The organism is Mesorhizobium sp. M0998, from assembly GCF_040318885.1.
In the GTDB taxonomy this organism is placed as follows: Bacteria; Pseudomonadota; Alphaproteobacteria; order Rhizobiales; family Rhizobiaceae; genus Mesorhizobium.
This window is the reverse complement of record NZ_JAMYND010000001.1, coordinates 294,949-317,593: the sequence shown is the minus strand read 5'-3', so window position 1 is coordinate 317,593 and position 22,645 is coordinate 294,949. Positions and strand designations below refer to the sequence as shown.

Here is a 22,645-nt window from a genome sequence, read left to right as displayed (position 1 = left end):
ATGAAAGCAGATGCGAAAGGCAGTTACTTCACGCGACCGGAACACGGCGCACGGACGGGAGCTTCGAGATGAATCCGCATCTCGTTTGTGTGGGAGGCGAAGATCACGCCCTGAGAATTCCGTTCCTAATGTCGCTGCGCGAAAGCGGCTTCCGGGTCACGGCAGTTTCAACCGGCGATGAGGCTGCGTTTTTGCGGCATGGCATTCCGCATCGCCGCTACGGTTTCGACCGATTTGCCAGCGGCACTGGCGAGTGGACCGCTGTAAGAGCGATTCGGAAATTGCTTGCGGAACTCCGGCCTGACATCGTCCAAAGCTTCGATACCAAGCCTAACCTGCTGACACCCATTTCGGTGCGCGGAACGGTCCCGGTCGTGCGCACGATCAACGGCCTGGGCTGGACATTTTCATCGTTGGAACCGCGGGCTCTGGCCTTACGTCCAATTTTTTGCGGACTACAATGGCTTGCCTCCTTCTGGACGGCAGCGACGGTATTTCAGAATCGGGACGATGAGGCTTTCTTCAAGCGCTTTCGATTGATTGAACCTGGCAGCGGAAGAGTGATCCGCAGTTCTGGCATTGATGTCGATGCGTTCGCTATGGCGAGGCATCTTGCTCCGCCGGCGGCGAAAATGCGCCAGGAACTCGGGCTCCAGTCAGCAGAGATCGTAATTTTTGTGGGCCGGCTAACCCGCCAGAAGGGCATCCCGACGCTGCTCCAAGCAGTCCCCCGCGTCCTTTCTAAAAGGCCTAATGCGCGTTTCGTGCTTGTCGGCCCTTGGGAGTCCGAAGGTCCATTTGCAGTCGACAAGTCGGAAATCGATAGACACGCTCCTCATATCATCGCGCTAGGCCCACGACGCGATGTTCCAGCCCTTCTTGGCATGGCCGACGTGTTCGCCTTCCCCACACAATATCGAGAAGGAATCCCGCGCGTCCTGCTCGAGGCAGGGCTGGCGGGATTGCCCATGGTCGCCTCAAAGATGCCCGGCTGCAATGAGGTGGTCGAGGATGGATGGAACGGCTACCTAGTCCAACCTTACGACGCCGATGGCCTTGCATCTCGGATAGTCGACATCCTGTCCGACCGCAGTCACGGAAAAATCATGGGCGGTCGTTCTGTCGAACTCGTCCGTGAGCAGTTCGCGCTGCCGCGGGTGGTCGCTCAGTATTGCGATCTGTACGAAAATATCCTTGGCGCCAAATCCCACGGTGGCCTCGCCCGACCGGCGTATCCGATCTTAATTAGAGACGATGCTGTCAGCGGTAGATTGGATGTGCGCCGATGATCCGGGACGCGATCCTGGCCTGCGGGCTCGCAACGACCTATGCGGAGCAACTCGACATTCCCGGGTCGCCCTTGGGGATTGGCGAACTGTTCCTCGTGCTTTGGATCATGCTGTCGATCGCGCGCGTCCTTGCCGGCGGTCGCCTGGAGACCAGGCCGGCGCTGACACTCCTTGCAAGTTACTGGACGATCATGGCGCTGGCTCTGGGGGTCGGCACCGTTGTCGGCTATCTGACCACAGTTCTATACCTGACGGGCCTGATGCACGATACGATGGCCTACCTGCTGTTGGTCAGCGTCACCTGCCTTGCCGCTGCAGAACCCGACGCCGACCGCCATCTCCGTCGTACTGGCTGGTGGGTCGTGGGTATCGCGAATATGGCCCTTGCCATTCAGCTGGGACAGGGCTGGGGCTGGATCCCCCGAGCTGGCGTCGATCCCTGGTACTGGGACCGCTTTCGCGGCTGGTCGCACAATCCAAATCAGCTCGCGCTCTACTGCGCAATCTTTGGCCCGCTAGCCTTGCATCTTGCGACCACCACCAGCAATCGATGGGGCAGGTTTCTTGGGATCGCCAGCTTGTTCCTAACCTTCTATGTCGGGAGGCTGACAAAGAGCGATACCTATTTGTATACCAGTATCCTGACCTGCCTGACGTTCCTCGGGCTGCGGATCAGGACATGGCTCAAGACCGGTGGCAACAGGGGCAGCTTTTCACGGCAAGCCGTCCTCCTGTTGCTCGTCGGTATCCTTCCGTTGGCGATCGCGATAACCCCCTACGCCGTGACGGAGGCGAGCGTCCTCGAAAACTTCGCCAAGGGCCTGACCAAGGACAAGGGCGGCGAGGCCACTGCCGAAACCGCCGCACTCCGCGTGCATCTCTGGGACGAAGCAATAGAGAAGGGCGCGGAATCCGGGTCGTTGGGCCTTGGTCCAGGTCCGCATCTCGAGCGCCCATCAGTGTTCGAATCGCAATTTCTGGAACGACCCTTCGAGGCTCACAACACGATCCTCGACCTGTACACTCAAGGTGGACTTATTGCGGTTCTGGCGCTGGTCTGGATCGTCAGCGCCGCCATCGTGTCGGTATGGCGTGCGAAGCTCGACGCGCTGTTAGCGCTCGTGGTGTCAATCGCTATTTTCGGAATGCCGCACCTGATCATCCGTCACCCGATCGTGTGGTTTGCGCTGACCATCTGCCTTGTCGCCGGTGCTCCGAAAGCAGTTTCTGCAATCTCCAACAATCCGGGTTAATGGCATGTGTGGTATTGCCGGAATTCTTCTTGCTCCCGATTCAGCCGACACGAAGCCGCTCAAGGCAATAGAGCAAATGACGGCCGCGCTTCGTCACCGCGGACCGGATGGCGAGGCATTCTGGATACGTAGCGAAGCCGGGCTTGCCTTCGGTCACAGGCGTTTGGCCATTGTTGATCTGTCGGAGGCGGGCTGCCAGCCAATGCATTCCGAAAGCGGCAGATACGTCATTACGTTTAACGGCGAAATATACAATTTCCGCGATCTGCGCTGCGAACTGGAAAGTACAGGTCGTCATTTCAGGGGCACCAGCGATACCGAGGTCATGCTTGCCGCTATTGAGAATTGGGGCCTCGAAAAAGCACTCACACGCTTCGCCGGCATGTTCGCGCTAGGACTATGGGATCTGAAGACGAGGACGCTCCATCTCGCCCGCGACCGAATGGGCAAAAAGCCGCTTTATGTCGCCTCAACACGTGATGCGCTTGTTTTTGCCTCTGAGTTGAAGGCGATCACCCGTTTTCCAGGTTTTTGTCAGGAGCTCGATATCAATGCGGCCGCGGCGATGCTTTCGAACGGATGGGTACCGGATGACAGCTGCATCTGGCGAGGCGTGTTCAAATTACCGCCGGGTTCGGTCCTGTCGGTGACGGCAGCTGACTTCGCCGCGTCGCGAAGTGCCGCCTCGCTAGCGCATCGTATTCGATACTGGTGGTCGCTAGCCGAAACCGCCGCCAAAGGGCGGGCGGAGCAGGTCGTCGGCAGTGACGAAGAACTTACCACTGAACTGGATGGCCTGCTTCGACTTGCCGTTCGGGAGCGCATGATCGCTGACGTTCCGCTCGGGGCCTTCCTGTCGGGCGGAATAGACAGCTCGACGGTTGTAGCCCTGATGCAGGCTCAATCGGACAAGCCGGTGCGCACGTTCACGATCGCTTTCGGAGAGGGCGGGTTCGATGAGGCTCCCCACGCGGCGGAAGTCGCGCGGCATCTGGGCACCGACCATACCGAACTCCACCTTTCGGCTGCCGTAGCGCGCGAAGTCATTCCAGAATTGCCGCAGATCTGGGACGAGCCTTTCGCTGACGAATCGCAGATACCAACTCTGCTGGTGGCGCGGCTCGCCCGCCGGCACGTTACGGTGGCTCTGTCGGGTGACGGTGGCGACGAATGCTTCGCCGGCTACGCCCGCCACTTCATGGCTGCCCGCCTGCGACGACAGCATACTCTGCCGTCGGCACTGCGTCGGGCGCTCGCGGCAGGCACTGGGTTACTGGCCCGTGCAGCCCGTCACGATCTCGTCGGGAAGCTGCCGCTTTCGGAGGGTGCACGGCATGCGCTGCGGGGCGACCGGCTGGATCGCCTCGCTCAGCTACTCGCTGCAGCCGATGAGGACGAGTTGTTTCGGCGACTGACGAGATCGTCGACCGAGAACCTCAGCCTGCACCAGCCCCCCTCATCAATCCACGTCGAGCACCGGCTTGATGGGCTGCTGTCCCGTCTTTTGTATGACGATATGGACGGCTACCTGCCCGGCGATATATTGGTGAAGCTGGACCGCGCCAGCATGGCCAACAGCCTCGAGGGGCGGTGCCCGCTACTCGATCATCGGGTTGTCGAATTCGCCTGGCGCCTGCCGACGAATACCAAGGTTCGTAATGGCAAAGGTAAGTGGATCCTTCGTCAGCTGTTGCGCCGGTACGTTCCGCAGCGACTGATCGAGCGGCCAAAGCAAGGTTTCGATGTTCCTATAGCAGTCTGGCTGAGGGGCCCGCTGCTCAGTTGGGCAAACGATCTTGTCGCCGATATGCGCATCTCCGGAGACGGAATTTTCGACCTTGCGAAGGTGGATGCGTGCTGGCGCGGTCACGTCGATGGCAGGCACGACCATTCTCGCGAATTGTGGCCGGCTTTGATGTTCCAGGCCTGGCACAACGAGGCAAGGCGGCCATCGCCGCCAGCAACGGGTTCTCGCGTGCCCGAACTTACAGGAGATTAAGATGGAAGGGTCCATAGTTAGCCGCATCCACCTTCCGCACGTTACCGAAATGCACTTGCCTGCGCGCGAAATCACTCCGCGCATGAAACGGCCGTTACGTGAGCAGATGGACACGCAAACCCCGCTCCATCAGCTCCTCGTTACCCTCTCAAGAAAAAAGTGGTTCCTCCTGGCCATGGTCGTCGCAGGCGGTGTCTTGGCCGCGCTTGGAGGGCTTGCACGGCCTGCCCTATACGAGGCCACCACGCAGGTAATCGTCGACGCACCTAGTAGAGCAGCCCCTGCCGGCGGCTTGATCTCTGCTCAGGATCAGCTGGATTCCAGCATTGACGACCATATCACCATGCTCTCATCGCAAAGCCACCTGCGAAGCGTAGTGGCAGCGCTGCGCAAAACGGATGCTGCCAATGGTGCTAAACAGGCTGGTGCTCGAACCGGAAACCATCCTCCGAAGCCTGTTGGCGTCGAGCCGCTGAATTTGCGCTCGGTTCCAGCCGATTTGCTGGCCAAAATTTGGCCGCGAAGCACGCCGGCGGCGCCAGATGCGGCTGAACTCAAGGTGCTGCGTGAAGGTATGAGGATCGGCCAGGAGCTGCGATCGAGAGTTATCAGTGTCGGCTTCACCGATCACGATCCGGCGCGAGCCGCTCTGATCGCCAACACGTTCGTCGAAGTGTATATTGGCGATCTGGCAAGGAAAGGCCAAGCGTCGGACAGGCTGGAACTCGACTCGATAGTCTCCGGGCTGCCGACTATACAAAGCAGTCTGGCAGAAGCGACCGATCGTCTGGAGAGATATCGGTTGAGCCATGGCGCGGTCGATCAAGGTGCGGCGGACAATGCTGCCAAGGAGACAGCCGAACTCACTCAGCAAATTTCCTTGTCGAAAGCGGACCTCTCCGCAACGGAATCCCGACTCCAACACATTCAGGACTTGCGAAAGGGGGGCGCGCCCGTTGCCTCGGTAGCCGAAGCCATCGGATCACCCTTGCTGGCCGATCTCTTGGCAGGCCAGGCCAACGGCACGGCAGATGAGAATGTCACAAATGCGATCGATCGTGAGATCGAACAAGAAATCGCCCGCGTCGCCGCTGAGGCAAACATCTATCGCTCCCAGATTGCGGCGCTGCAAAAGCGTAAGGATGTCCTAGATGCGGTTGTGGCCGATACAGCCGGCCGGCTTTCCGGACTGCGTGCTCTCGAGCCGCAGGTCAGCATCCTGACGCAGCGCTACAACGACCTTTTGACCCGGCAACAGGACTTGATGCGGCGTATTGCAAGTCCATCCCCCGGAGTCAGGCTTCTCTCAGCGGCGTGGCCCCCTACCAATCCAACGACTCTTTCGCCAATTTTTCTTATTCCGCCTGGCATGGTCGTGTTTGGCCTGATTGGAGGGATTTTCATACTTGTCCGCCAACGCTTCGATCGCACTTTGCGCGGAGAGGCCGAAGCTGAAGCAGCGCTCAAGGTTCCGTGCCTCGGGCTAATACCCCAGGCTCCCACAACGCACGCGAAGCGACTGCAGCAGCTGGTTTCAGGCCAGCAGGGGTGCAGATACAGCCGCGCCGTGACGTCCCTGCTTGTCGCCGCGGCGCCCCAACAGGCAAGGGATTACTCGAACATAATCTTGATAACATCCTGCGGTGAGGATGATGGCAAGACCGAGCTCGCATGGAGCATGGCCTTGGCGGCCACCAGACTTGGAGGGCGAGTACTCTTCATTGATCTGGACCGCACGGACCACCGCCTTACGGGCGAGTTTGTGAAGGAATTCAGCGCACGTAAGCCGCACAATTTTTTCGGAGACTATGTGAGTGACCGTTGTGCACTGCACGATGCGATAGCAGGAATGTCGGCGATCGGGATCGACTTCATGGCGCTCGCACCGTCGGAGGATCTGCTGCCCTTGCTGTCCAGTGTCGACGGCTCCCCTTTCAAAGATGAACTGCACTCGATCTATCGGGTCGTCATCATAAATGGACCGCTGGGGCTTGAGGGACCAGAGGCCAGGCTCCTGACAGGCTGGGGTGACGTGGTTCTTTTCGCCGTTCGCTGGGCGAAAACGCGACGCAGCATCGCGCGAGGCGTTCTGGACCTGCTTGCGGGCGATGCACCAGCTTCGGTCCCCGTCGCAAGCGTTCTCACGAAGGTTAATCTCAGGAAGCACGCTGGTTACCGGTTCGGGGACAGCGCTGACCTCTTGCTGGAGAGGACATGACGAGCGCGGCTCTTGTTGTTGCGCACTTCCCGCTTGGTTGAAAATCACCGCGCTAGGCGCTGCGCCGATCGGCTGCTGGGCGCGGGCCATCCGGCAGTAGCTGGGGTTGTCGCGGAGAGATCCATCCGGAGCGTGGGTCCGAAGTGTCACAACGGAACCTACGGCCAGGAGCCGCCGGACGGGCATTCATGAATTCCGGACCCCATCTGAGGCAACGCGCCTGACGCCGTCCTTCGTCTGCTTGGCATTCACCGCGCGCCTAGTGGTGTCGAAATCACCCTTCACGCGGACCCGCTCATCGCTGCTTGGCTTGGCGATGAATCCGTAGCGCAGGTGACGAGACTTTGTCGATCTTTGCCCAGAGTGCGCTCCCCCCCATCGTCGATGCATTCCTGACCGCGTATGCCCATGCCGGCAACCGCGATGGTGAAATCGCAAGGGCAGTCAAACCTTGCGCAATCCGTTGCGCTTTGCTTCGCGGCAGGGCGCGCACGAACTCACTCACGCTACCTGGTTTCTCTCCCTTTCGGAAAAAGCTGTGGACGATGTCTTGTTTCAGGAATTTGGCGAGATTGAACGGCTCCCGCTCGCACTTGCTCAATTGCAAGCCGTGCCGCTGACATATGGCATCGAAGGCTTCTTTCGTCCATCGGCCGATGTGGTTTGGTGGCATGTCTATGAGCGAGCCATGGGACTCCATGTAGTAAGTTCTGTTTTCATTTGGCACGGCGATAAAGGCAGATCCTTGCGCCTTCAAAAGATATTTCAATCGAGCAAAAACGTCGTCCACTTGGTCCATATGCTCGAAGACTTGAAACATGAAAATAAAGTCGAAGGACTCTTTCATAGAATCGAAGCTGTCCATCCGAAAATCGCCTGAATAGGTCTTAAAGCCTTTCGACGCCAGTACAGACCTCGCCGTTTCGTTGTAGTCGACCGCAGAGATGTCGGAAACATGGAAGAATTTATTCTTGATGCGATCGAGAAAATATCCGAACCCAGACCCCACTTCGAGGGCAGTTTTTCCGCCAGTCTTCAGGCCCGCGAGCTCTTCGATAGTCCTTGAATATTCCCATTTCATGGTCGGATAGGAAGGGTACGCCCAGGCTAAGTTATAAAATTCAACGCCGCCAGCGACGAAGGGATCTGCAAAACCGAATCCGCAATCTGCGCATTTGCGGATATCGCATGTGTTGCTGCCCCAGAGATCCGACAGGTGGCTTGTTAATTTTCGAGAGCGATCGGGGTCCTGACGCGGATTGATGAAATGTCGAGAGGCCTCATCTGCTGTCACTTCGAACAATTTCGCGGTTGATACACTGGCACACGCCGGACAAATGGTCATCTCGCTTACCCCTAAAGGCCAGACCGGAAGGAAAGCCGCCTTCGACGGTATATGATGCGCCCCAGCCCGCCCGCCGTCGCGCTCGACGATGCCGCCATGCTCAGAAGCTAAATCGTCTCAGGCTACGCAATCGACCCAGTCTCGGGCGGATCGCGAACACGTAAGTAAGAATGTGCTGGCTCGCTATTTTCATAACTGACGGGCGAAGAATTTGCATCGCATCTCGGATCGTCGCCCGCCAGGGTTGCTGGTGGAATCTGCTGGGAAGACGAGCAACCCGCAGCGCCCGTAACAGAGTCTCAGGGCAGGGAAGATGTTTACGATCCTCGATGAGGTTCCAGTTAAGCTCTTTGACGGCAAGCGTTACCTGATCGACCTCATCGAAACTCTTGGTTGTAGTGATGCTCGGGTGGTTCGTCGCGTCGTAGAAGATCAAGCCATCGTTTATCGCGACCATGTCTCCGTGGCAGGCCAGATCGACAAAGAACAGCTGGTCGACTCCAGCTGGGATTGAATTATGGGCGCGCATCAGGCAACCCGCGTGAATGACGTCGCGGTTGATCAAAAGCGTCGATGGGATGATCCCAAGGCTCCGCGTCGTGCGGACCAGATAGAGGTCCGTCAGGCATTGCTGGCTTGAGTAGACGGAAATTCGTTGCCGCCCCTGCGGTGGCAATCGGAATTTCATCCGATCGTCCTCAATTATATTGGCTGCACAGGTCATGAATGCAGCTGAGGGATGCTTGGTGGAAACCTCGGCAAAGGTCTTGAGTGCGCCCGGGGCGAGCCAGTCATCGTCATGGAGCAGCTTGATCCATTTTCCGGCGCAAGCGAGCATGGCATTGTTGGTATTCTCTACCTGACCGCGGCCCCGGCAGTTTTCGACAATTCGGATGCGAGGCTCGGTCCGCGCATACTCGGCCACGATTGCCCAGGTCGGTCCGTCCCGGCCCTCGTCGTCGCTGACGACCAACTCCCAACTGGAAAAATTCTGACTCAGAATGCTATCCATTGCCCGGCGGATCGTGTCCGGTCGGCGAAAGGTTGGGATTGCAACTGAAATGAAAGGGCGCAGTCGCGAAGCATCAGCGCGATGATGTTGGTCAACCACAGCGGTCGTTTGGAGCTGATCAAGCTGCGATTGTTTCATGGTGCTTTTCCCTCGAGATGATGACCTTGTTTTGGTATGGCAGCTCCCGCTGGTTTAATGGCATGGCTCAAAATATACAGAGAGGCCGCCGTTTTCAGTGCAAACCCGACGCCGCCGCCGGCCGCCATCAGATAAATGACCTTGAGTGGTTCCCAACCTGCCTCAGCACCGGCAAGAAGCGGACCAAACACCAGCGCCGTCCGCGCGCCGTCGACGAGAAGCCGTAGCTCCTGCCGGCGCAGGAGAGCTGGGACATCTTGAAGCGGCGTCGCCAACGCCTGCGCAGCCCCCATGAACGCCAGCGCGGTCATAATGTCTGCGGCGGGAACCCAGGGCGGGCCCAGCAGGGGGACGACAATATATGGCGCAGCCAGGCCAAGCGCCAATATTGGCAATGCAGTGAGGCAGGCTGAAAGCATCAAGAGGCCGCGTGCGGTGCCGAGCAGATGTCTGCGATCACTGTTTTTGTTCGCCTCGGAGACAAAAACATTGCTGAGCGGGGTGGCGATCAGCGTGACCGGCGCAGTCACCAGCCGCGCTGCCACTCCCAGGTAACCCGCAAAAGCGGCGCCAAACAGCGAACCAACAAGTATTGCGGGAAGATTGATAATGGCGAAACTCGCGAGAGCTGAGGGAATGTCAAATAACGGAAACTTGTATTCTCGCCTGGCGACGGCAAAGACGGTACGCCACGGCGCTCGGGCGACGCCGTGTAAGTCCTTCCAGCTCAGAATCCGAGAGCCGAGGAGTCCGATAAAAATGAATTGGCTCAGGATATGGGCATGTACCATCGACTCACCTCCGAAATGGGCGAGCCCAAAAATCAATTGCAGCAGGGCCATGGTCGCCGGCAAGATCAGCCGGCCGAGGGCGAAGTCTCGTAGCAGGCCTGCGCGCAGGCTCCAGCAGTTCATGGCTTCGACGAGACCTGCGCCCGCCATCCCAAGTGGAACGAGCCAGGCGAGGTGGCCGACCCGCGCTGGAGCGATGCTCGCCCACAGCAGTCCTGCCGCAAAGGCGAGGACACTCGTCACCGACACAGCCAGGAGAATGAGCTTAACAGTCACATACGCCCGCGCATTGTCCTTGACACCATAGAGAGAGGCCTCGAAACGCAGTGCTGCGATCGCGCCGAGGATGTTTACGATCGAAAGATAAATCGTGAAGATCCCGAAATCTGCCGGGGAATAGAGCCGGGCCAAAACGGGAATAGCGGCGACGAGAGTCAACTGACCGGCAATCGCCATGGCCGAAACGCCTCCTGCCGCGCGCAGAATACTGCCGATCGGGCTTGGAGGAACACGGGTGATTATTTTCTCGACCGTAGGAACCGTCCTGGATCTCAGAAAGTAGCTTTGGGACATGAGCTCGCGATTCCGAGGAGGCAAAATGCGGTTGACCGGAGCTTACGATGGGGCCTGAACGTCACCATCATCCATCTGAATGACATCGTTCGGCGGAGCGGCGATGTAGCGAATTCTTTGTGCTCCGGGCGGGGCACAACTGCAGCTCTGAAATTGAGACCGCTCGTTGGACTTGCCCGCGATGAACTGATTTCTGCGGGGATCGCGCGGGCATCGATGCTCGGGAATGTCGTCGTCACGTTATGCGGTACCAACTGGATCTTTTGACCAGACCAGCAGCCGCGACAAGGATGGCCGACGCGTGGATTCGTCGCTCCGACAAGGCGCGGATTACACGGTGGGCTTACACATGCATTAACGTTTGTTGCTGTGTGCTGGCTGCGATGTTCGTTCCATGAAAGTCCCGGTACCATTCGACAAAGCGTTGCACTCCGTCCTCGAGCGTTGTCGCCGGGGCGAAGCCGACAGCGTTACGAAGATCACTCACGTCGGCGCGAGTCTCCAGAACGTCGCCCGGTGGTAGAGGCACTTCCACGCGAATCGCCCGGCAGCCAAGGGCGGTCTCGATGAGCGAAATCAGCCGGTTAATCTCCTCCGGCCGGTCGTTGCCAATATTATAGACGCGGTACGGTGCAGAACTTGTGGCGGGATCTGCGGTAAGAAAATCCCAACCCGGGTCGGGTCGCGGCGGTGCAGCGAGTGCTCGAACCACCCCCTCAGCGACGTCGTCGATATAGGTGAAGTCTCGCCACACGCGGCCGGCATTGGCTACTTCGATTGGTTTCCCCTCGATAATCAAACGCGTGAACATGTAGACTGCCATGTCGGGCCTGCCCCAGGGGCCATAAACGGTGAAGAAGCGCAGTCCGGTCACGGGCAAGCAGAATAAATGACTGTATGAATGCGCCATGAATTCGTTTGAACGCTTGGTTGCGGCGTACAGACTGACAGGATGGTCTGCGCCGTGATGCTCAGAAAACGGTGTGGTTCGATTTGAGCCGTAGACGGAGCTCGACGAAGCGTAGACGAGATGACTAACGCCGAAGTGCCGGCAGCCCTCAAGGACGTTGAGAAACGCCACTATGTTCGATTGCACATAGCAATGCGGGTCAGCAAGTGAATGACGCACGCCGGCCTGAGCCGCGAGATGGACAAAGTGTGAGGGGCGAAATTCTGAGAACAGCAACTGAACGCGGGCGGCATCCGCCAGATCAATTCGCATCGAAGTGAAGCCCGGCTCGGCACAGAGACGTGCAAACCGCGCTTCCTTGAGTCGTGGATCGTAGTAGGGGGTGAAATTGTCGACGCCGATGACTTCGACACCCAGACGCAAAAGCCGCAAGGCGACGTGAAAACCAATGAAGCCTGCAGCACCGGTGACGACGATCGGTCCTATCGGGACGAGTTCCTTCACGGCGCGGTCTGACCGGGATCGGGCGGTTTCCATATTTTCCGCAGAAAGAACGGAACCACCGTTTAAATCATGATCCAATTTTTTGCCCCTTCGACGTCACTCGACAGTGTCGAATTGCCTATTCCGAGATCCCGGCCAATTGTGCCGGGATGTTATGTGCCGGGGCGTCGGCGTCGGCACAGGTGAGCAGGCGCCGGCCACGCGCTGCGCAACGTGACCTGCCAAGCTAGGTTGGAACGGCCTCCAGCACCGGTCGACCAAGCCCCGTCGCATGTGGATGCCGCCAACTAGACCCCAACAACTGCGCGGCCCTTACGGCAGGACCGAAATACGCCCAAGAAGGGCCACCAGTTCCGCCTGGCGTTTTGTTTCGGTCTTGGCGAACAGCGAGGCAAGCTGGGAACGGATCGTGGTGCGGCTGAGACGCCAGCTGCGAGCGATCTCCAAAGGTGCGTCGCCCTGGGCCAAGCGCAAGGCGAGGTGCGTTTCTGCGCTCGTCAAGCCAAACATTCTTTGCAGCGTCCGAGGATTTGGCCCCGACCTGTTGTCGCGATCCAGCAGCGCCACAATGCTTGTTCCGTCGGGAGCGATAACGCCGTTCTCGTTCAGTATCACCGGTCGGTCGCCCCTGCTGCGGATCACCACCCAAGACAATGAGCCCGGCAGGAATTGGCCCGGAACATTCGCGATCAGCCGCCTTAGGGCGGCCGTAAGTCCGCTCGCCGTGTCGGCCGCTTCGCCCTGGCGCTCAAGCGTGGTTTGGGCGGCTGCGTTCCACTCGACTACTTTTCTTTCGCGATTCAACACGAGATAGCCACAGCCAATGCGATCAAGCACGCCGGTTATGGATTCCAGACTGCGGCCTTTTGGTTCGCCGAACCTTGCGCCCAATGGATCCGATGCGCGATCGGGAACGTGACCAGAAGAGGGCCGCGTATTCCGCGCTTCAAAATCATACTTGGTCCTCGTAACAATATACCGATTGTTCGAAGAAGCATCGACCTGTCTATCGATCAGATTCATTTTCTACCCCTAACCCAAAGTTTCACACGCCCGAAATAAGTATTCGGGATTCATGTAGTCTTCTATGTGTAGCTGGATTATAGTCTTCTATGCGCTGACGGATAATACGTTCATCATCACCTTGAAAACTTAATATGATCCGACAGTTCTAAGGCAGCTCTTAGGCCCCGCTGCGTCCGATAAAATGCGCGCTATGATAGCGGTATGGCAATCCGGCAGTGGTACTAAGCTGTACGTTTTTTGCTCTAGTCTCGACGGGCTAGTCAGAAGGTTGTAGTCTGTGTCCATGAGCTCGCAGTCGCGCAGGTCGAATTCGAACCCGTCGGGCAGATTGCTAACTCATATTGCGTCTGCATCGGTGTTAGCTGCCACACTGATATTTGAAATAAAATCGTCAGCCTATATTGGGCAAGGCGCAAGTTTTCTGGAATTTATTCCGGCTATTATTATTATCGCTTATCTCGAAGACCGCGTACCTGCGCTCGCTGCGACCATTCTGATGGTTGCTGTCGGGCTGTGGGCACGAGGACACGATCAGATTTCAAGTGGAGACTGGGCACGCGCAATCCTGCTTCTGGTTTCGGGTGGCGTGATTGCCATGACCTTCCATCGTCTGCGGCAGGACTTGCGTGAGTTGCTGGAAGTCGCGGAGGCCAGGCTCGCTGCCGTCGAGGCGACCGAAAGCCGCTATCGTTGGGCCTTCGAACGTGCTGCCATGGGATTCGCGAACACCAACAAGAAAGGTGAGTTGCTGCAGTCCAACAGACGCCTTTGTGAGATGACCGGGTACAGGGAGGAGGAGCTTGCCCAATTACAGCTTGATACGCTCGCCCATCCGAACGACCGGGATACCTTGGCGCAATTGCTGGCGAGGCTGGGCAATGACATTTCTTCGTTCGTTTCGGAGGTGCGTCTGTCACGAAAGGACGGTACGGCATTCTGGGCCAGGCTAACGCTTTCTTCGTCCGTGCCCGAGGGTGGCCTCTCGGAGAGCATCTTCGTGGTGGTCGACGATATTTCGGAACGACGCGCTGTTCACGAAGCGCTTCGGGCCCAGAAGGAATGGCTGGACCTCGCTCTGTCTGCTGGACGCTTGGCCACGTGGCGCATAGACCTTAAAGACGGGATAGTCACGGGCTCGGACACGTTCTGGGACATTCTCGGCCTGGCCCAGGCCAATAGCCGCAGTTTGGAGGAGCTGTCAGCTGTCGTTCATCCGGCGGACTGGCCGAAGCTGGCGGCATCGAGAAAGGCCGCACCATCGGTCACGAATTACGATGTCGAGATACGCGTCCGCCGACCGGACGGACATATCCGCTGGGTTGCGCTGCGCGGAAGGGAGGAAAGACATGATGATGGTGGACAGCGGCTTGGAGTGGCCGCCGACCTGAGCGAGAGACGACAAACCACGCTGCTGCGCGCCGCGGCAAAGAAGCGGGAGCGCATTATGCTCGAACAACGCCACAGGTTCGGCAACGTTTTCGCGGTGATCACTGCGCTCGTGAAAATGGTCGATGCTCCTGGAAACAATGTTGCCAAATACAAGGAAATGCTGATCGACCGGATACGCGCGCTTGAGGCAACCCATCTGCTTCTTTCACGCAACGGCAGCGTATCGGGGACGCTAAACGATCTCGTTGCTCAAGAATTGCAACCATATATGGGAACACGCGCCATATCGGTCGGCGGTCCTTCCGTGACGATGTCGGGAGGCGCCGCCGAGAGTTTTGCGATGATCGTTCACGAGCTTGCCACCAATTCCATGAAGTATGGAGCGCTTGGCGATCCAAAAGGCCGGATCGACGTAAGCTGGACGTTCGCACCTGAAGACACAGGCAGCGAGATCGGGTTCGAGTGGGTGGAATCGGGGCGGCGGCGGACCTCGAGCGTAGTCCGTCATGGCTTCGGTTCCATGATAATCGGAGTGGATGGAGCGCCGCTTGTCGGTCACTCTCCCAGGCTGGAAATATCGGACCAAGGGTTACGGTATTCGCTGCGGCTGTCACGCAAGGAAATCGGATTGTAGTGCAGTGCTCCAATCGGAAAGCAGATATCTAAAGGCGGGTCGCGCTGAGCGGCCTTTGAGATGCGCAGGGTTCCTTCCAAGAATGTCGTCGGCCCAAAGCTGCGCCGCGGCTTTGGGATATGCAGTAAAATGCATGAGGAGTCTTGCGACGCCGTTTGCACGTCCAAAAGGACGCGCGGCGCTCTAGCTGGCATGTCTCGAAAGCCAAGTCTTCAGCATAACGGCAGCCTCGGTCCGATTGCGTACCCCCAATTCACGCAGAACCGCAGCAGCGTGGATTTTCGTGGTCGCCTCCGCGATTTCCAGATCGCGCGCAATTTCCTTGTTTGAATAGCCTTCCGCCATCAGCTTGAGGACTTCCTTTTGCCTCGAAGTCAGCCTGCCAAGGTTGACGCCAGCGGTACGCCTCTGTGGGCCTTTGTCGTCGGAATGGGTATGCGCGTGGGTTGTTTGCGTCGCTCCCGGGCGTGACAGAAGTGCAGGAACATAGATGCGGCCGGAGAGGATTTCATTGACGGCCAAAACAACCTCTTCGTCCGTCTGCGATTTTACGATGTAGCCGTGAAGCCCGATCGACAGAGCTGTGAGTATTTCCGAGCGTGAATCGTTTCCGGAAACGATCGCAAATCGCGTGTCCGGATAGGCAGACAGGATCCCGCCGAGCACTTCTTGATTGAACAGGCCCGGCATATTCAGATCCAGGATCGCAAGATCCACGAACGACTGCTCCGCCAGCAAACTGAGCACCGCGTCGAAACAGGACGCTTCAAAGATCTCCACACCTGGAATGCCTGCGGTCAGTGCCAATCGCAAGCCGCGACGATACAAGCCGTGATCGTCGGCGATGACGATTCGATACATTGAACTACCCCAACGCCTATCTGAATGGATTGAACGGTAATGGCCTGAAAATCGTGGCCATCCACTCGTCGATTCATCCAGCCGACGCTGCGGCACCCCCAACACCGCAAACGCCAGATTTCTAATATAATCTTAAATGACGGGAAACGCTCCTCTTTTTTTGCCCCTTGTGAGCGAAACCCGCCGAACGTCGTCGAACATACGTTCTGACCTTTTGGACAGCTGACAGACCGGCCGGTCGTTCAGCAGTGCTATAGGCCTAAAGATATAGAACAGCAAAACGGCTGAATTGTTACCATTCGAATGCACGACGACATCCACCCTGACGGCCACATACCATCCAGATGCAATGTCCGGATCAGGGGACAGTGGAGTAATCTCACCGGTCTTCTACGGGAAATCTCACCGGTTCTTCTGAGGGGACAAGAACGCGTTTCCCGGGTGCTGACCAGGGCAGGATAGCCGGCCCGTGACGATGGCGTTCAGGCCGAATGAACAAGGGAGGACCAGGATGAAAGCGGTTATTCAATGTGGAGGAATGGGAACACGCCTCCGCCCCTTCACTTCGGTCTTGCCGAAGCCGCTCATGCCGATCGGCGCACGGCCGGTTCTCGAGATGCTTCTGAAATGGTTGCGACGCAACGGCATTCAGGAAGTTTATATTACAACCGGGTATCTCGGCCACTTGATCCGCACCGTGTGTGGAGATGGCTCGCAGTGGAACCTGAAAATTCGATATACGCAGGAGATGGAGCCGCTTGGCACCATCGGGCCACTGTCTTTGATCAGGGATGAACTGACGGAGCCATTCATCGTTCTCAATGGCGATGTCCTCACGGATCTAAGCCTCAGTCGATTTGTAGCAGCGCACCGTAAGCACACCGATCCAGTGACAATCGCAACAGCCTGTCGCCTGATCAAGATGGATTTCGGCGTCATCGACGAAGTCGACAATACCGTGCAGGTCTTTCGCGAGAAGCCGACGCTTTCGCATCTGGTCAGCATGGGAATTTACTGCATGAACCCGGATGTTCTGCAGTTTATCCCATCCGGCATACCCTTTGGGTTCGACGACCTGATGCTGCAGATGATGCAGAACGGCACAACCGTGCACGTGTACAAGCATGAGGGTCTCTGGCTCGATATCGGGCGCGTCGACGATTTTCAGAACGCACAGACCATTTCCTGGGAAGACCAGTCGGCCTCGATCGAGGTCACTGCGACGGCTGCATGATGATGATGAAGTCACGAGCCCGGTTCCCACAGTTATCAGTCTAGGAGGTTGTGATGCTCTTGGTCAGTGCCCCGATCTTGGGTGTGCCGGAGAAGACTGCTTTGACCAGGGTCATCGACAGCGGCTGGCTGACCATGGGGGAGCAGGTACGAGCCTTCGAACAAGCTTTTGCCGACGTTCATGATGCGGAGGATTGCGTCGCGGTCAGTTCTTGCACCGCAGCGCTTCATCTCATTTTGCACGCACTTGGCATCGGACCGGGCGACGAGGTGCTGGTGCCATCCTTGACGTTCGTGGCGACCGCAAATGCGGTCCTCTATGTCGGTGCGACGCCGGTTTTCGTCGACATCGAGTCAGCCGACGTGCCGCTGATGTCGATCGTGGAAGCCGAAGCGAAATGCACGGCCCGCACCAAGGCAATCATTCTCGTTCATTTCGCCGGCTACCTCGCCGATCGGGAACAATGGCAGAGGTTCGCCCGTGCCCGGGGGCTACACATCGTCGAGGACGCCGCGCATGCGCCGGGCTTGAAGGAGGTGGGGACATTTGGTGCCGCGGCCGCCTTCAGCTTCTACGGCAACAAGAACATGACCACGGCGGAAGGCGGGGCTGTGATCGCCAGGGATGCCGGTCTGCTCGAGACAATCCGCCAGGCGCGTGGACATGGGATGACCACCGGGACACGTCAAAGGCTGAACAGCCGCACCCCTCAGTATGATGTCACCATGCTCGGATTCAACTATCGCATGGATGAATTGCGGGCTGCGATCGGACTGGTCCAGCTGCAAAATCTGCAAGAGTGGAATGAGATCAGGCGTATCCTGGTCATGCTGTATCGTCGTCTCATAGCGAAGCATTGCCCAGCCGTGACCATCCCGTTCCACGAGCCGCGGACGTCGGCCTACCACATCATGCCTATCCTTTTGCCACGTTACGCCGACAGGCAAGACGTCATCGACGCACTGCGCGGGCAAGGGATACAAACCACTATCCACTACCCGCCGGTGCACCAGATGACGCTCTATCGTGAGCTCATTCCCGGTACTCACTTACCGCGCACTGAAGATTTCGCCCAGCGCGAACTGACTGTACCGCTGCATCCGCAGATCACCGCACCTTTGGTCGAAACGGTGGTGGTCGCTCTTGCCGCGGCGGTCAATAACTGCGCTCAGACAGGAACAGCCGCATGAATGCCCTGGACCTAGCCATTCACAGGCCTAACGGCTCGAGCGCCGCCCATGGGTCTGCGAGACGAGCAATCGATCTCGTCATTGCTGCAGCCGCGGCGATCGTCTTTGGCCCGCTGATGCTGCTGATTGCCGTGGCGCTGCTGCTGGAAGGCGGTCGGCCCATCTTCTTCACACAGACCCGCGTCGGGGCCGGTGCTCGCCCATTCCGCATGTACAAGTTTCGCAAGTTCAGCGTGCAATGTGACCCCGGTGGCTTGGCTCTGACCATGGCCGATGACAGCCGCATGACGCCGATAGGACGGTTCCTCGCGGTCACCAAGTTCGACGAACTGCCACAGCTTTGGAACGTCTTCAGAGGCGAGATGGCAATCATCGGGCCACGCCCGGAGAGCCTTGCCTTCGCCGACTGTTTTCGCGGGGGCTTCGAAGACATTTTACAATACAAGCCAGGCTTGCTGGGTCCAGCCCAGGTTCTCTTCCGGCATGAAGCCCGTTTCTATCCGCGATCGATGGACCCGCTACTGTTCTATCGCCAGGTTCTGTTTCCTGCCAAAGCCAGGCTCGACCTTTCCTATTATCCGCAGCGCACGATCGGGTCCGATGTTGTGTGGATGGTGCGCGGCTTGCTGGCGGTGCTTGGGGTGGTTTCGCCGTCGCCGATCGGAACTTGAGAGCAGGTGGAACACCCGCACTCTCGTGGATTTGCAAAGTCAGTGCCTCACGTCATAGGGGGAACGCTTGGGTCATGGCATACAAGGGCAGGAAAGTTCTGGTTACCGGTGCCGACGGATTCATCGGGTCGCATCTCACCGAAGCACTCGTCCGTAGCGGCGCGGACGTCACTGCGCTGGCTCTCTACAATTCCTTCGACAGCCACGGCTGGCTGGACGATTTGCCGGACACCATTCGAAGCCAGTTGAACCTCATCCGCGGCGATGTTCGTGACAGCGCCTTCCTTAACCGGATCGTGCGTGGCCAGGCGGTCGTGTTTCATCTCGCCGCACTGATAGCTATCCCATATTCGTACGCCGCGGCCCAGTCCTATGTAGAAACGAACATCCTGGGCACGGTCAACGTCCTCGAAGCGGCGCGCCAATGGGATACGGAACGTGTGGTGCACACCTCGACAAGCGAGGTTTATGGCACCGCGCTGACAATGCCTATCAGCGAATCGCACCCGTTGCAGGGACAGTCACCATATTCGGCATCCAAGATCGGCGCGGACATGATGGCGGAGTCCTACGCCAGATCGTTCGACATCCCTGTGGTCATCATGCGGCCCTTCAATACGTACGGCCCGCGCCAGAGTGAGCGGGCCATAGTACCGACCATTATACGCCAGGCTCTCGACAAGAAATGCCCGGCGATCATGGTGGGAGACACAAGCCCGATCCGCGATCTTACTTTCGTGGAAGACACCGCGGCGGCGTTTTTGACCGCAGGTTCCGCCGAGCTCGAATTTGGCCATGCCTACAATGCCGGAAGCCAGCGCGCCGTGACGATCTCGGACATATTGGATCTGGTGATCGAGTTGAGTGGCTGCAAGAAACCAATCCACCGGGACGAGCGCCGCCTGCGGCCGCAGAATTCCGAGGTGCGTGCCTTGCTGGCCGATTCTTCGCTCCTCGAAAGCAAGACTGGATGGCGTGCCCAGACCAGCCTGCGCGAAGGCCTGGAGCGGACCATCGGATGGTGGCAAGGGCGCCTCAGCGAAGGCCGGGTGCGACACGAGATGGGCTACATGACATGAGCTTTCGCCCGGGAGGATTGGCTCTGTTGATTGCGGCTGCCTTGTCGTTGGATTTGACCATGGCAGGCAGTCGGCAAAGCAGCGCGTCGAGACAATTTGTTGCGCCAGTGACGATGGACTTGCCCGATTATCTCCAACCCGCGACCGACCCAGCCTTCGGGACAATTTTCATGCGCATTACCAAGCCTGGGGCCCTTGGGAATGGAGTCGTATGCGAGAAAAAATTCTGCAGCCACCGTTATTCCAGCGCCCAGGCCTGGAATTCGGACCAGACTCTCCTCGTCATCACCAACGGCTGCAATGGCATGTGCTTTTTCGACGGGCAGACCTATGTCCCGCTCTTCCGTCGTGCTCGATCGGCTGAATGCGAATGGCATCCGCAAAATGCCGATCTGATGATCTGCGTTCAGGACCGGAAAATTTCGACCTGGGCGCCGCGGACCAATCGCGAAGACGTCCTGTTCGTTTCACCGAATTATCGTGATCTTCAGTTCGGGCCGTCCAAAGGCAATCCCAGCCGTGACGGCGATCGCATAGCAGTGCGCGCAATCCGTGGGGATGGCGCGATGGTTGTATTTGCCTATGATCTCAAGCAGCGCCGGAAATTTCCGGACATCGATCTTGCTCAGCTTGCCGGAACCGTCAGCGCCTGCTCGATCTCCCCGCTCGGAGCGAACATCCTGTGCTTTCAGAATGTGAACGAGGACACAGAGCAGCGGGCTATTTTCTCCGTCGACGGGACGTTGCGGCAGAGGTGGACTGACCATCATCGCCCCGGCCATGGCGATATGACGGTGGATAAAGATGGCAGCGAAGTTTTCGTGGGCATCAGCAAGTCCGACCCTGACAAATATCACGTCATCAAAAGGAGGCTGGCCGACGGAAAGGTCACCTCACTTATGAAGTTTGGCGAAGCCGAGCATGCATCCCTGCGGGCATTGGACAGGCGCGGTTGGGTGTTCGTAAGCTATGGCGGCAAGCCGGAAGAGATATCTGCCAATCCCGACTGGGCGCCATATGCGCGAGAGGTGATCGCGCTTCGCCTCGACGGCAGCGGGGAGGTTCGACGCGTCACGCAAACTCACAACGTCCCGTCCGATTACTGGAGCGAGACCCATGCCTCGCCATCCCCCGACGGCTCACAGGTAATCTGGTCGAGCAACTGGGGCGTGCCTGGCGGGCCGGTCTACGAATTCGTCACCCGTCTCGATTGGCCGGAAGAGCCGCGGTCGAACCAGAAGGAGATTGCCGCCAATGGTCCTCGTTGATCGAATGCTTCTTGTCGTGTTCGGTATGCTGGCTGCCATGAATACGGCTGCTGCAGCGGAACCGCGGGTCGCCTATCGACTTTCTGCCGGCGACACCGTCGAGATTGGAATTGCCTCCATCCCGGAGCGAACGCAACGTGCGGTGGTCCAGATGGACGGCACGATCGCGCTTCCCGAAGTCGGGATGGTTTCGGTGGGGGGCTTAACTCCGGCTGAACTGCAAACGCGCATGCAGACGATCTTGCCGACCAAGATATTCCACCAGCGTCTGCCTGATGGGCGGGAGCAAATGATCGTCATCAAGCCGACAGACGTGACCGCCGTGGTTGCGGAGTACAGGCCGATCTATGTGACCGGCGACGTGCTCACTCCCGGACAGCAGGCCTACCGCCCGCTGATGACCGTGCGGCAGGCGATTGCCGTGTCAGGCGGTTTCAGCCTTTTGCGGTCCCGGGCAAACCAGGTTGGCCCGGATCCGGTGGATCTGCGGCGCGATTACGAGTCGCTTTGGGGGGAATATACGAGAGATTATTTTCATAGCGCCCGCATCCGCGCCGAACTTCAGGACAAACCGACTTTCGACATGCAGCCACCACAAGGATCTCCCTTGCCGGCAAGTTTTGCGTCGGCGATCGCGCAGGCTGAAGCGGAAGGGCTGAAGCTCTCGTTGGACAACTTCCGGCAAGAGCAGGGCTTTCTCGAAAAAAGTGGCAAGGATGCTGCTGCACAAACCGAGACCCTGCTCAAGCGCGAGCAGGCCGAAGCGGATGGAGTGAAGGCGGACGAAGACGAGCTGGCGCGCGTAAGGAAAGCGTTTGAGTCCGGAAATCTAACCAATACCCGGCTTGCCGATGTCCGGCGCGCTTTGGTTCTTTCTTCCAGCCGGGCACTCGAAACGTCGGTTGAGCTTATGAGAGCACGACGTCAGCAGGACGATTTTACCAGACAGCACGAACGCAATGTCAACCAAAGAAGAATGGGTCTGCTGACTGAGTTGAAGGATACCAACGTGCGTCTTGCCGACGTTGGCGCAAGACTTCGCGCCGCCAGCCAGAAGTTGCAGCCCACGGGAGCGGCCGCTCTGCCGTTGCCGGTTGCCGGCGAAACGATCCAGGCCGAGGTCACGATCATTCGCAAGGTCGGCGAAGAATGGCGAAAACAGCTTGCCCAAGAAGACACCGAGGTCATGCCGGGAGACACGATCGAGGTCAGATTCAGCAGCGCTCTCGAAAATGCGGCGACCCGATAGATCGGCTGCGCC

17 protein-coding genes are annotated in these 22,645 nt (G+C 58.3%); 11 read left to right on the top strand and 6 right to left on the bottom strand.

Translation table 11 applies throughout. From position 1 onward, the window contains the following. Positions 1-68: 68 nt before the first annotated feature. From NKH59_RS01575 to NKH59_RS01560, 4 genes are read left to right on the top strand one after another with little or no spacing between them, the layout of a single operon-like run. Complete coding sequence (locus NKH59_RS01575; RefSeq protein ID WP_352501390.1) at positions 69-1,289, top strand: glycosyltransferase; 1,221 nt, start codon at positions 69-71, stop codon at positions 1,287-1,289. Continuing rightward, entirely contained in the window at positions 1,286-2,542 is a 1,257-nt protein-coding gene (locus NKH59_RS01570; protein ID WP_352472460.1) for an O-antigen ligase family protein, read from the top strand. Before NKH59_RS01575 ends, NKH59_RS01570 begins: the two co-directional genes overlap by 4 nt. 4 nt (positions 2,543-2,546) lie before the next feature. Beyond that, a complete protein-coding gene (gene asnB, locus NKH59_RS01565) occupies positions 2,547-4,541 on the top strand; it encodes an asparagine synthase (glutamine-hydrolyzing) (protein ID WP_352817368.1) in 1,995 nt (664 codons plus the stop codon). Between the two features lies 1 nt (position 4,542). Then, positions 4,543-6,759: a GumC family protein gene (locus NKH59_RS01560; protein ID WP_353020672.1), complete on the top strand. Its 2,217-nt coding sequence runs from the start codon at positions 4,543-4,545 to the stop codon at positions 6,757-6,759. 295 nt (positions 6,760-7,054) lie between these two features. Here NKH59_RS01560 and NKH59_RS01555 read toward each other — a convergent pair whose 3' ends face one another. The 5 genes from NKH59_RS01555 to NKH59_RS01535 form a co-directional block, all read right to left on the bottom strand. After that, entirely contained in the window at positions 7,055-8,104 is a 1,050-nt protein-coding gene (locus NKH59_RS01555; protein WP_352472463.1) for a class I SAM-dependent methyltransferase, read from the bottom strand. Between the two features lie 100 nt (positions 8,105-8,204). After that, complete coding sequence (locus NKH59_RS01550; protein WP_352472464.1) at positions 8,205-9,254, bottom strand: glycosyltransferase family 2 protein; 1,050 nt, start codon at positions 9,252-9,254, stop codon at positions 8,205-8,207. Then, positions 9,251-10,501 carry an oligosaccharide flippase family protein gene (locus tag NKH59_RS01545; RefSeq protein ID WP_352472465.1) on the bottom strand — a complete coding sequence of 417 codons (1,251 nt, stop codon included), beginning with the start codon at positions 10,499-10,501 and terminating at the stop codon, positions 9,251-9,253. The genes NKH59_RS01550 and NKH59_RS01545 overlap by 4 nt, the downstream gene beginning before the upstream one ends. Before the next feature lie 460 nt (positions 10,502-10,961). Next, complete coding sequence (locus NKH59_RS01540; RefSeq protein ID WP_352541735.1) at positions 10,962-12,065, bottom strand: NAD-dependent epimerase; 1,104 nt, start codon at positions 12,063-12,065, stop codon at positions 10,962-10,964. 279 nt (positions 12,066-12,344) lie between these two features. Further along, positions 12,345-13,055 carry a helix-turn-helix transcriptional regulator gene (locus NKH59_RS01535; protein WP_352817192.1) on the bottom strand — a complete coding sequence of 237 codons (711 nt, stop codon included), beginning with the start codon at positions 13,053-13,055 and terminating at the stop codon, positions 12,345-12,347. A 358-nt stretch (positions 13,056-13,413) separates the two neighbouring features. On the opposite strand from NKH59_RS01535, the gene NKH59_RS01530 reads away from it, so the two are divergent. Beyond that, complete coding sequence (locus NKH59_RS01530) at positions 13,414-15,081, top strand: PAS domain S-box protein (RefSeq protein ID WP_353020669.1); 1,668 nt, start codon at positions 13,414-13,416, stop codon at positions 15,079-15,081. A gap of 183 nt (positions 15,082-15,264) precedes the next feature. Here the strand turns inward: NKH59_RS01530 and NKH59_RS01525 are convergent, their stop codons facing one another. Further along, entirely contained in the window at positions 15,265-15,942 is a 678-nt protein-coding gene (locus NKH59_RS01525; RefSeq protein ID WP_023675618.1) for a LuxR C-terminal-related transcriptional regulator, read from the bottom strand. A gap of 511 nt (positions 15,943-16,453) precedes the next feature. On the opposite strand from NKH59_RS01525, the gene NKH59_RS01520 reads away from it, so the two are divergent. The 6 genes from NKH59_RS01520 to NKH59_RS01495 all read left to right on the top strand — a co-directional run bounded on the left by NKH59_RS01520 (position 16,454) and on the right by NKH59_RS01495 (position 22,633). Next, on the top strand, positions 16,454-17,176 hold the full coding sequence (locus NKH59_RS01520) for a nucleotidyltransferase family protein (RefSeq protein WP_023675619.1): 723 nt from the start codon (positions 16,454-16,456) through the stop codon (positions 17,174-17,176). A 53-nt stretch (positions 17,177-17,229) separates the two neighbouring features. Further along, the gene (locus tag NKH59_RS01515; protein ID WP_352472522.1) at positions 17,230-18,366 is read left to right on the top strand and encodes a DegT/DnrJ/EryC1/StrS family aminotransferase; all 1,137 of its coding nucleotides are present in this window, start codon (positions 17,230-17,232) and stop codon (positions 18,364-18,366) included. After that, complete coding sequence (locus NKH59_RS01510; RefSeq protein ID WP_352817195.1) at positions 18,363-19,037, top strand: sugar transferase; 675 nt, start codon at positions 18,363-18,365, stop codon at positions 19,035-19,037. The genes NKH59_RS01515 and NKH59_RS01510 overlap by 4 nt, the downstream gene beginning before the upstream one ends. A 74-nt stretch (positions 19,038-19,111) precedes the next feature. After that, positions 19,112-20,116: an SDR family NAD(P)-dependent oxidoreductase gene (locus tag NKH59_RS01505; RefSeq protein ID WP_352472469.1), complete on the top strand. Its 1,005-nt coding sequence runs from the start codon at positions 19,112-19,114 to the stop codon at positions 20,114-20,116. Further along, the gene (locus NKH59_RS01500; protein WP_352817197.1) at positions 20,113-21,384 is read left to right on the top strand and encodes a hypothetical protein; all 1,272 of its coding nucleotides are present in this window, start codon (positions 20,113-20,115) and stop codon (positions 21,382-21,384) included. Before NKH59_RS01505 ends, NKH59_RS01500 begins: the two co-directional genes overlap by 4 nt. Then, positions 21,371-22,633 (top strand): polysaccharide biosynthesis/export family protein, encoded by a 1,263-nt coding sequence (locus NKH59_RS01495; RefSeq protein ID WP_352541721.1) that lies wholly within the window; start codon positions 21,371-21,373, stop codon positions 22,631-22,633. The genes NKH59_RS01500 and NKH59_RS01495 overlap by 14 nt, the downstream gene beginning before the upstream one ends. Positions 22,634-22,645 lie beyond the last annotated feature (12 nt).

What these genes read in the sequence shown, in the direction of transcription:
- NKH59_RS01575 (WP_352501390.1), top strand. Translation starts at nt 69, where the DNA reads ATGAATCCGCATCTCGTTTGTGTGGGAGGCGAAGATCACGCCCTGAGA.
- NKH59_RS01570 (WP_352472460.1), top strand. Translation starts at nt 1,286, where the DNA reads ATGATCCGGGACGCGATCCTGGCCTGCGGGCTCGCAACGACCTATGCG.
- asnB (WP_352817368.1), top strand. Translation starts at nt 2,547, where the DNA reads ATGTGTGGTATTGCCGGAATTCTTCTTGCTCCCGATTCAGCCGACACG.
- NKH59_RS01560 (WP_353020672.1), top strand. Translation starts at nt 4,543, where the DNA reads ATGGAAGGGTCCATAGTTAGCCGCATCCACCTTCCGCACGTTACCGAA.
- NKH59_RS01555 (WP_352472463.1), bottom strand. Translation starts at nt 8,104, where the DNA reads ATGACCATTTGTCCGGCGTGTGCCAGTGTATCAACCGCGAAATTGTTC.
- NKH59_RS01550 (WP_352472464.1), bottom strand. Translation starts at nt 9,254, where the DNA reads ATGAAACAATCGCAGCTTGATCAGCTCCAAACGACCGCTGTGGTTGAC.
- NKH59_RS01545 (WP_352472465.1), bottom strand. Translation starts at nt 10,501, where the DNA reads ATGGCGATTGCCGGTCAGTTGACTCTCGTCGCCGCTATTCCCGTTTTG.
- NKH59_RS01540 (WP_352541735.1), bottom strand. Translation starts at nt 12,065, where the DNA reads ATGGAAACCGCCCGATCCCGGTCAGACCGCGCCGTGAAGGAACTCGTC.
- NKH59_RS01535 (WP_352817192.1), bottom strand. Translation starts at nt 13,055, where the DNA reads ATGAATCTGATCGATAGACAGGTCGATGCTTCTTCGAACAATCGGTAT.
- NKH59_RS01525 (WP_023675618.1), bottom strand. Translation starts at nt 15,942, where the DNA reads ATGTATCGAATCGTCATCGCCGACGATCACGGCTTGTATCGTCGCGGC.
- NKH59_RS01520 (WP_023675619.1), top strand. Translation starts at nt 16,454, where the DNA reads ATGAAAGCGGTTATTCAATGTGGAGGAATGGGAACACGCCTCCGCCCC.
- NKH59_RS01515 (WP_352472522.1), top strand. Translation starts at nt 17,230, where the DNA reads ATGCTCTTGGTCAGTGCCCCGATCTTGGGTGTGCCGGAGAAGACTGCT.
- NKH59_RS01510 (WP_352817195.1), top strand. Translation starts at nt 18,363, where the DNA reads ATGAATGCCCTGGACCTAGCCATTCACAGGCCTAACGGCTCGAGCGCC.
- NKH59_RS01505 (WP_352472469.1), top strand. Translation starts at nt 19,112, where the DNA reads ATGGCATACAAGGGCAGGAAAGTTCTGGTTACCGGTGCCGACGGATTC.
- NKH59_RS01500 (WP_352817197.1), top strand. Translation starts at nt 20,113, where the DNA reads ATGAGCTTTCGCCCGGGAGGATTGGCTCTGTTGATTGCGGCTGCCTTG.
- NKH59_RS01495 (WP_352541721.1), top strand. Translation starts at nt 21,371, where the DNA reads ATGGTCCTCGTTGATCGAATGCTTCTTGTCGTGTTCGGTATGCTGGCT.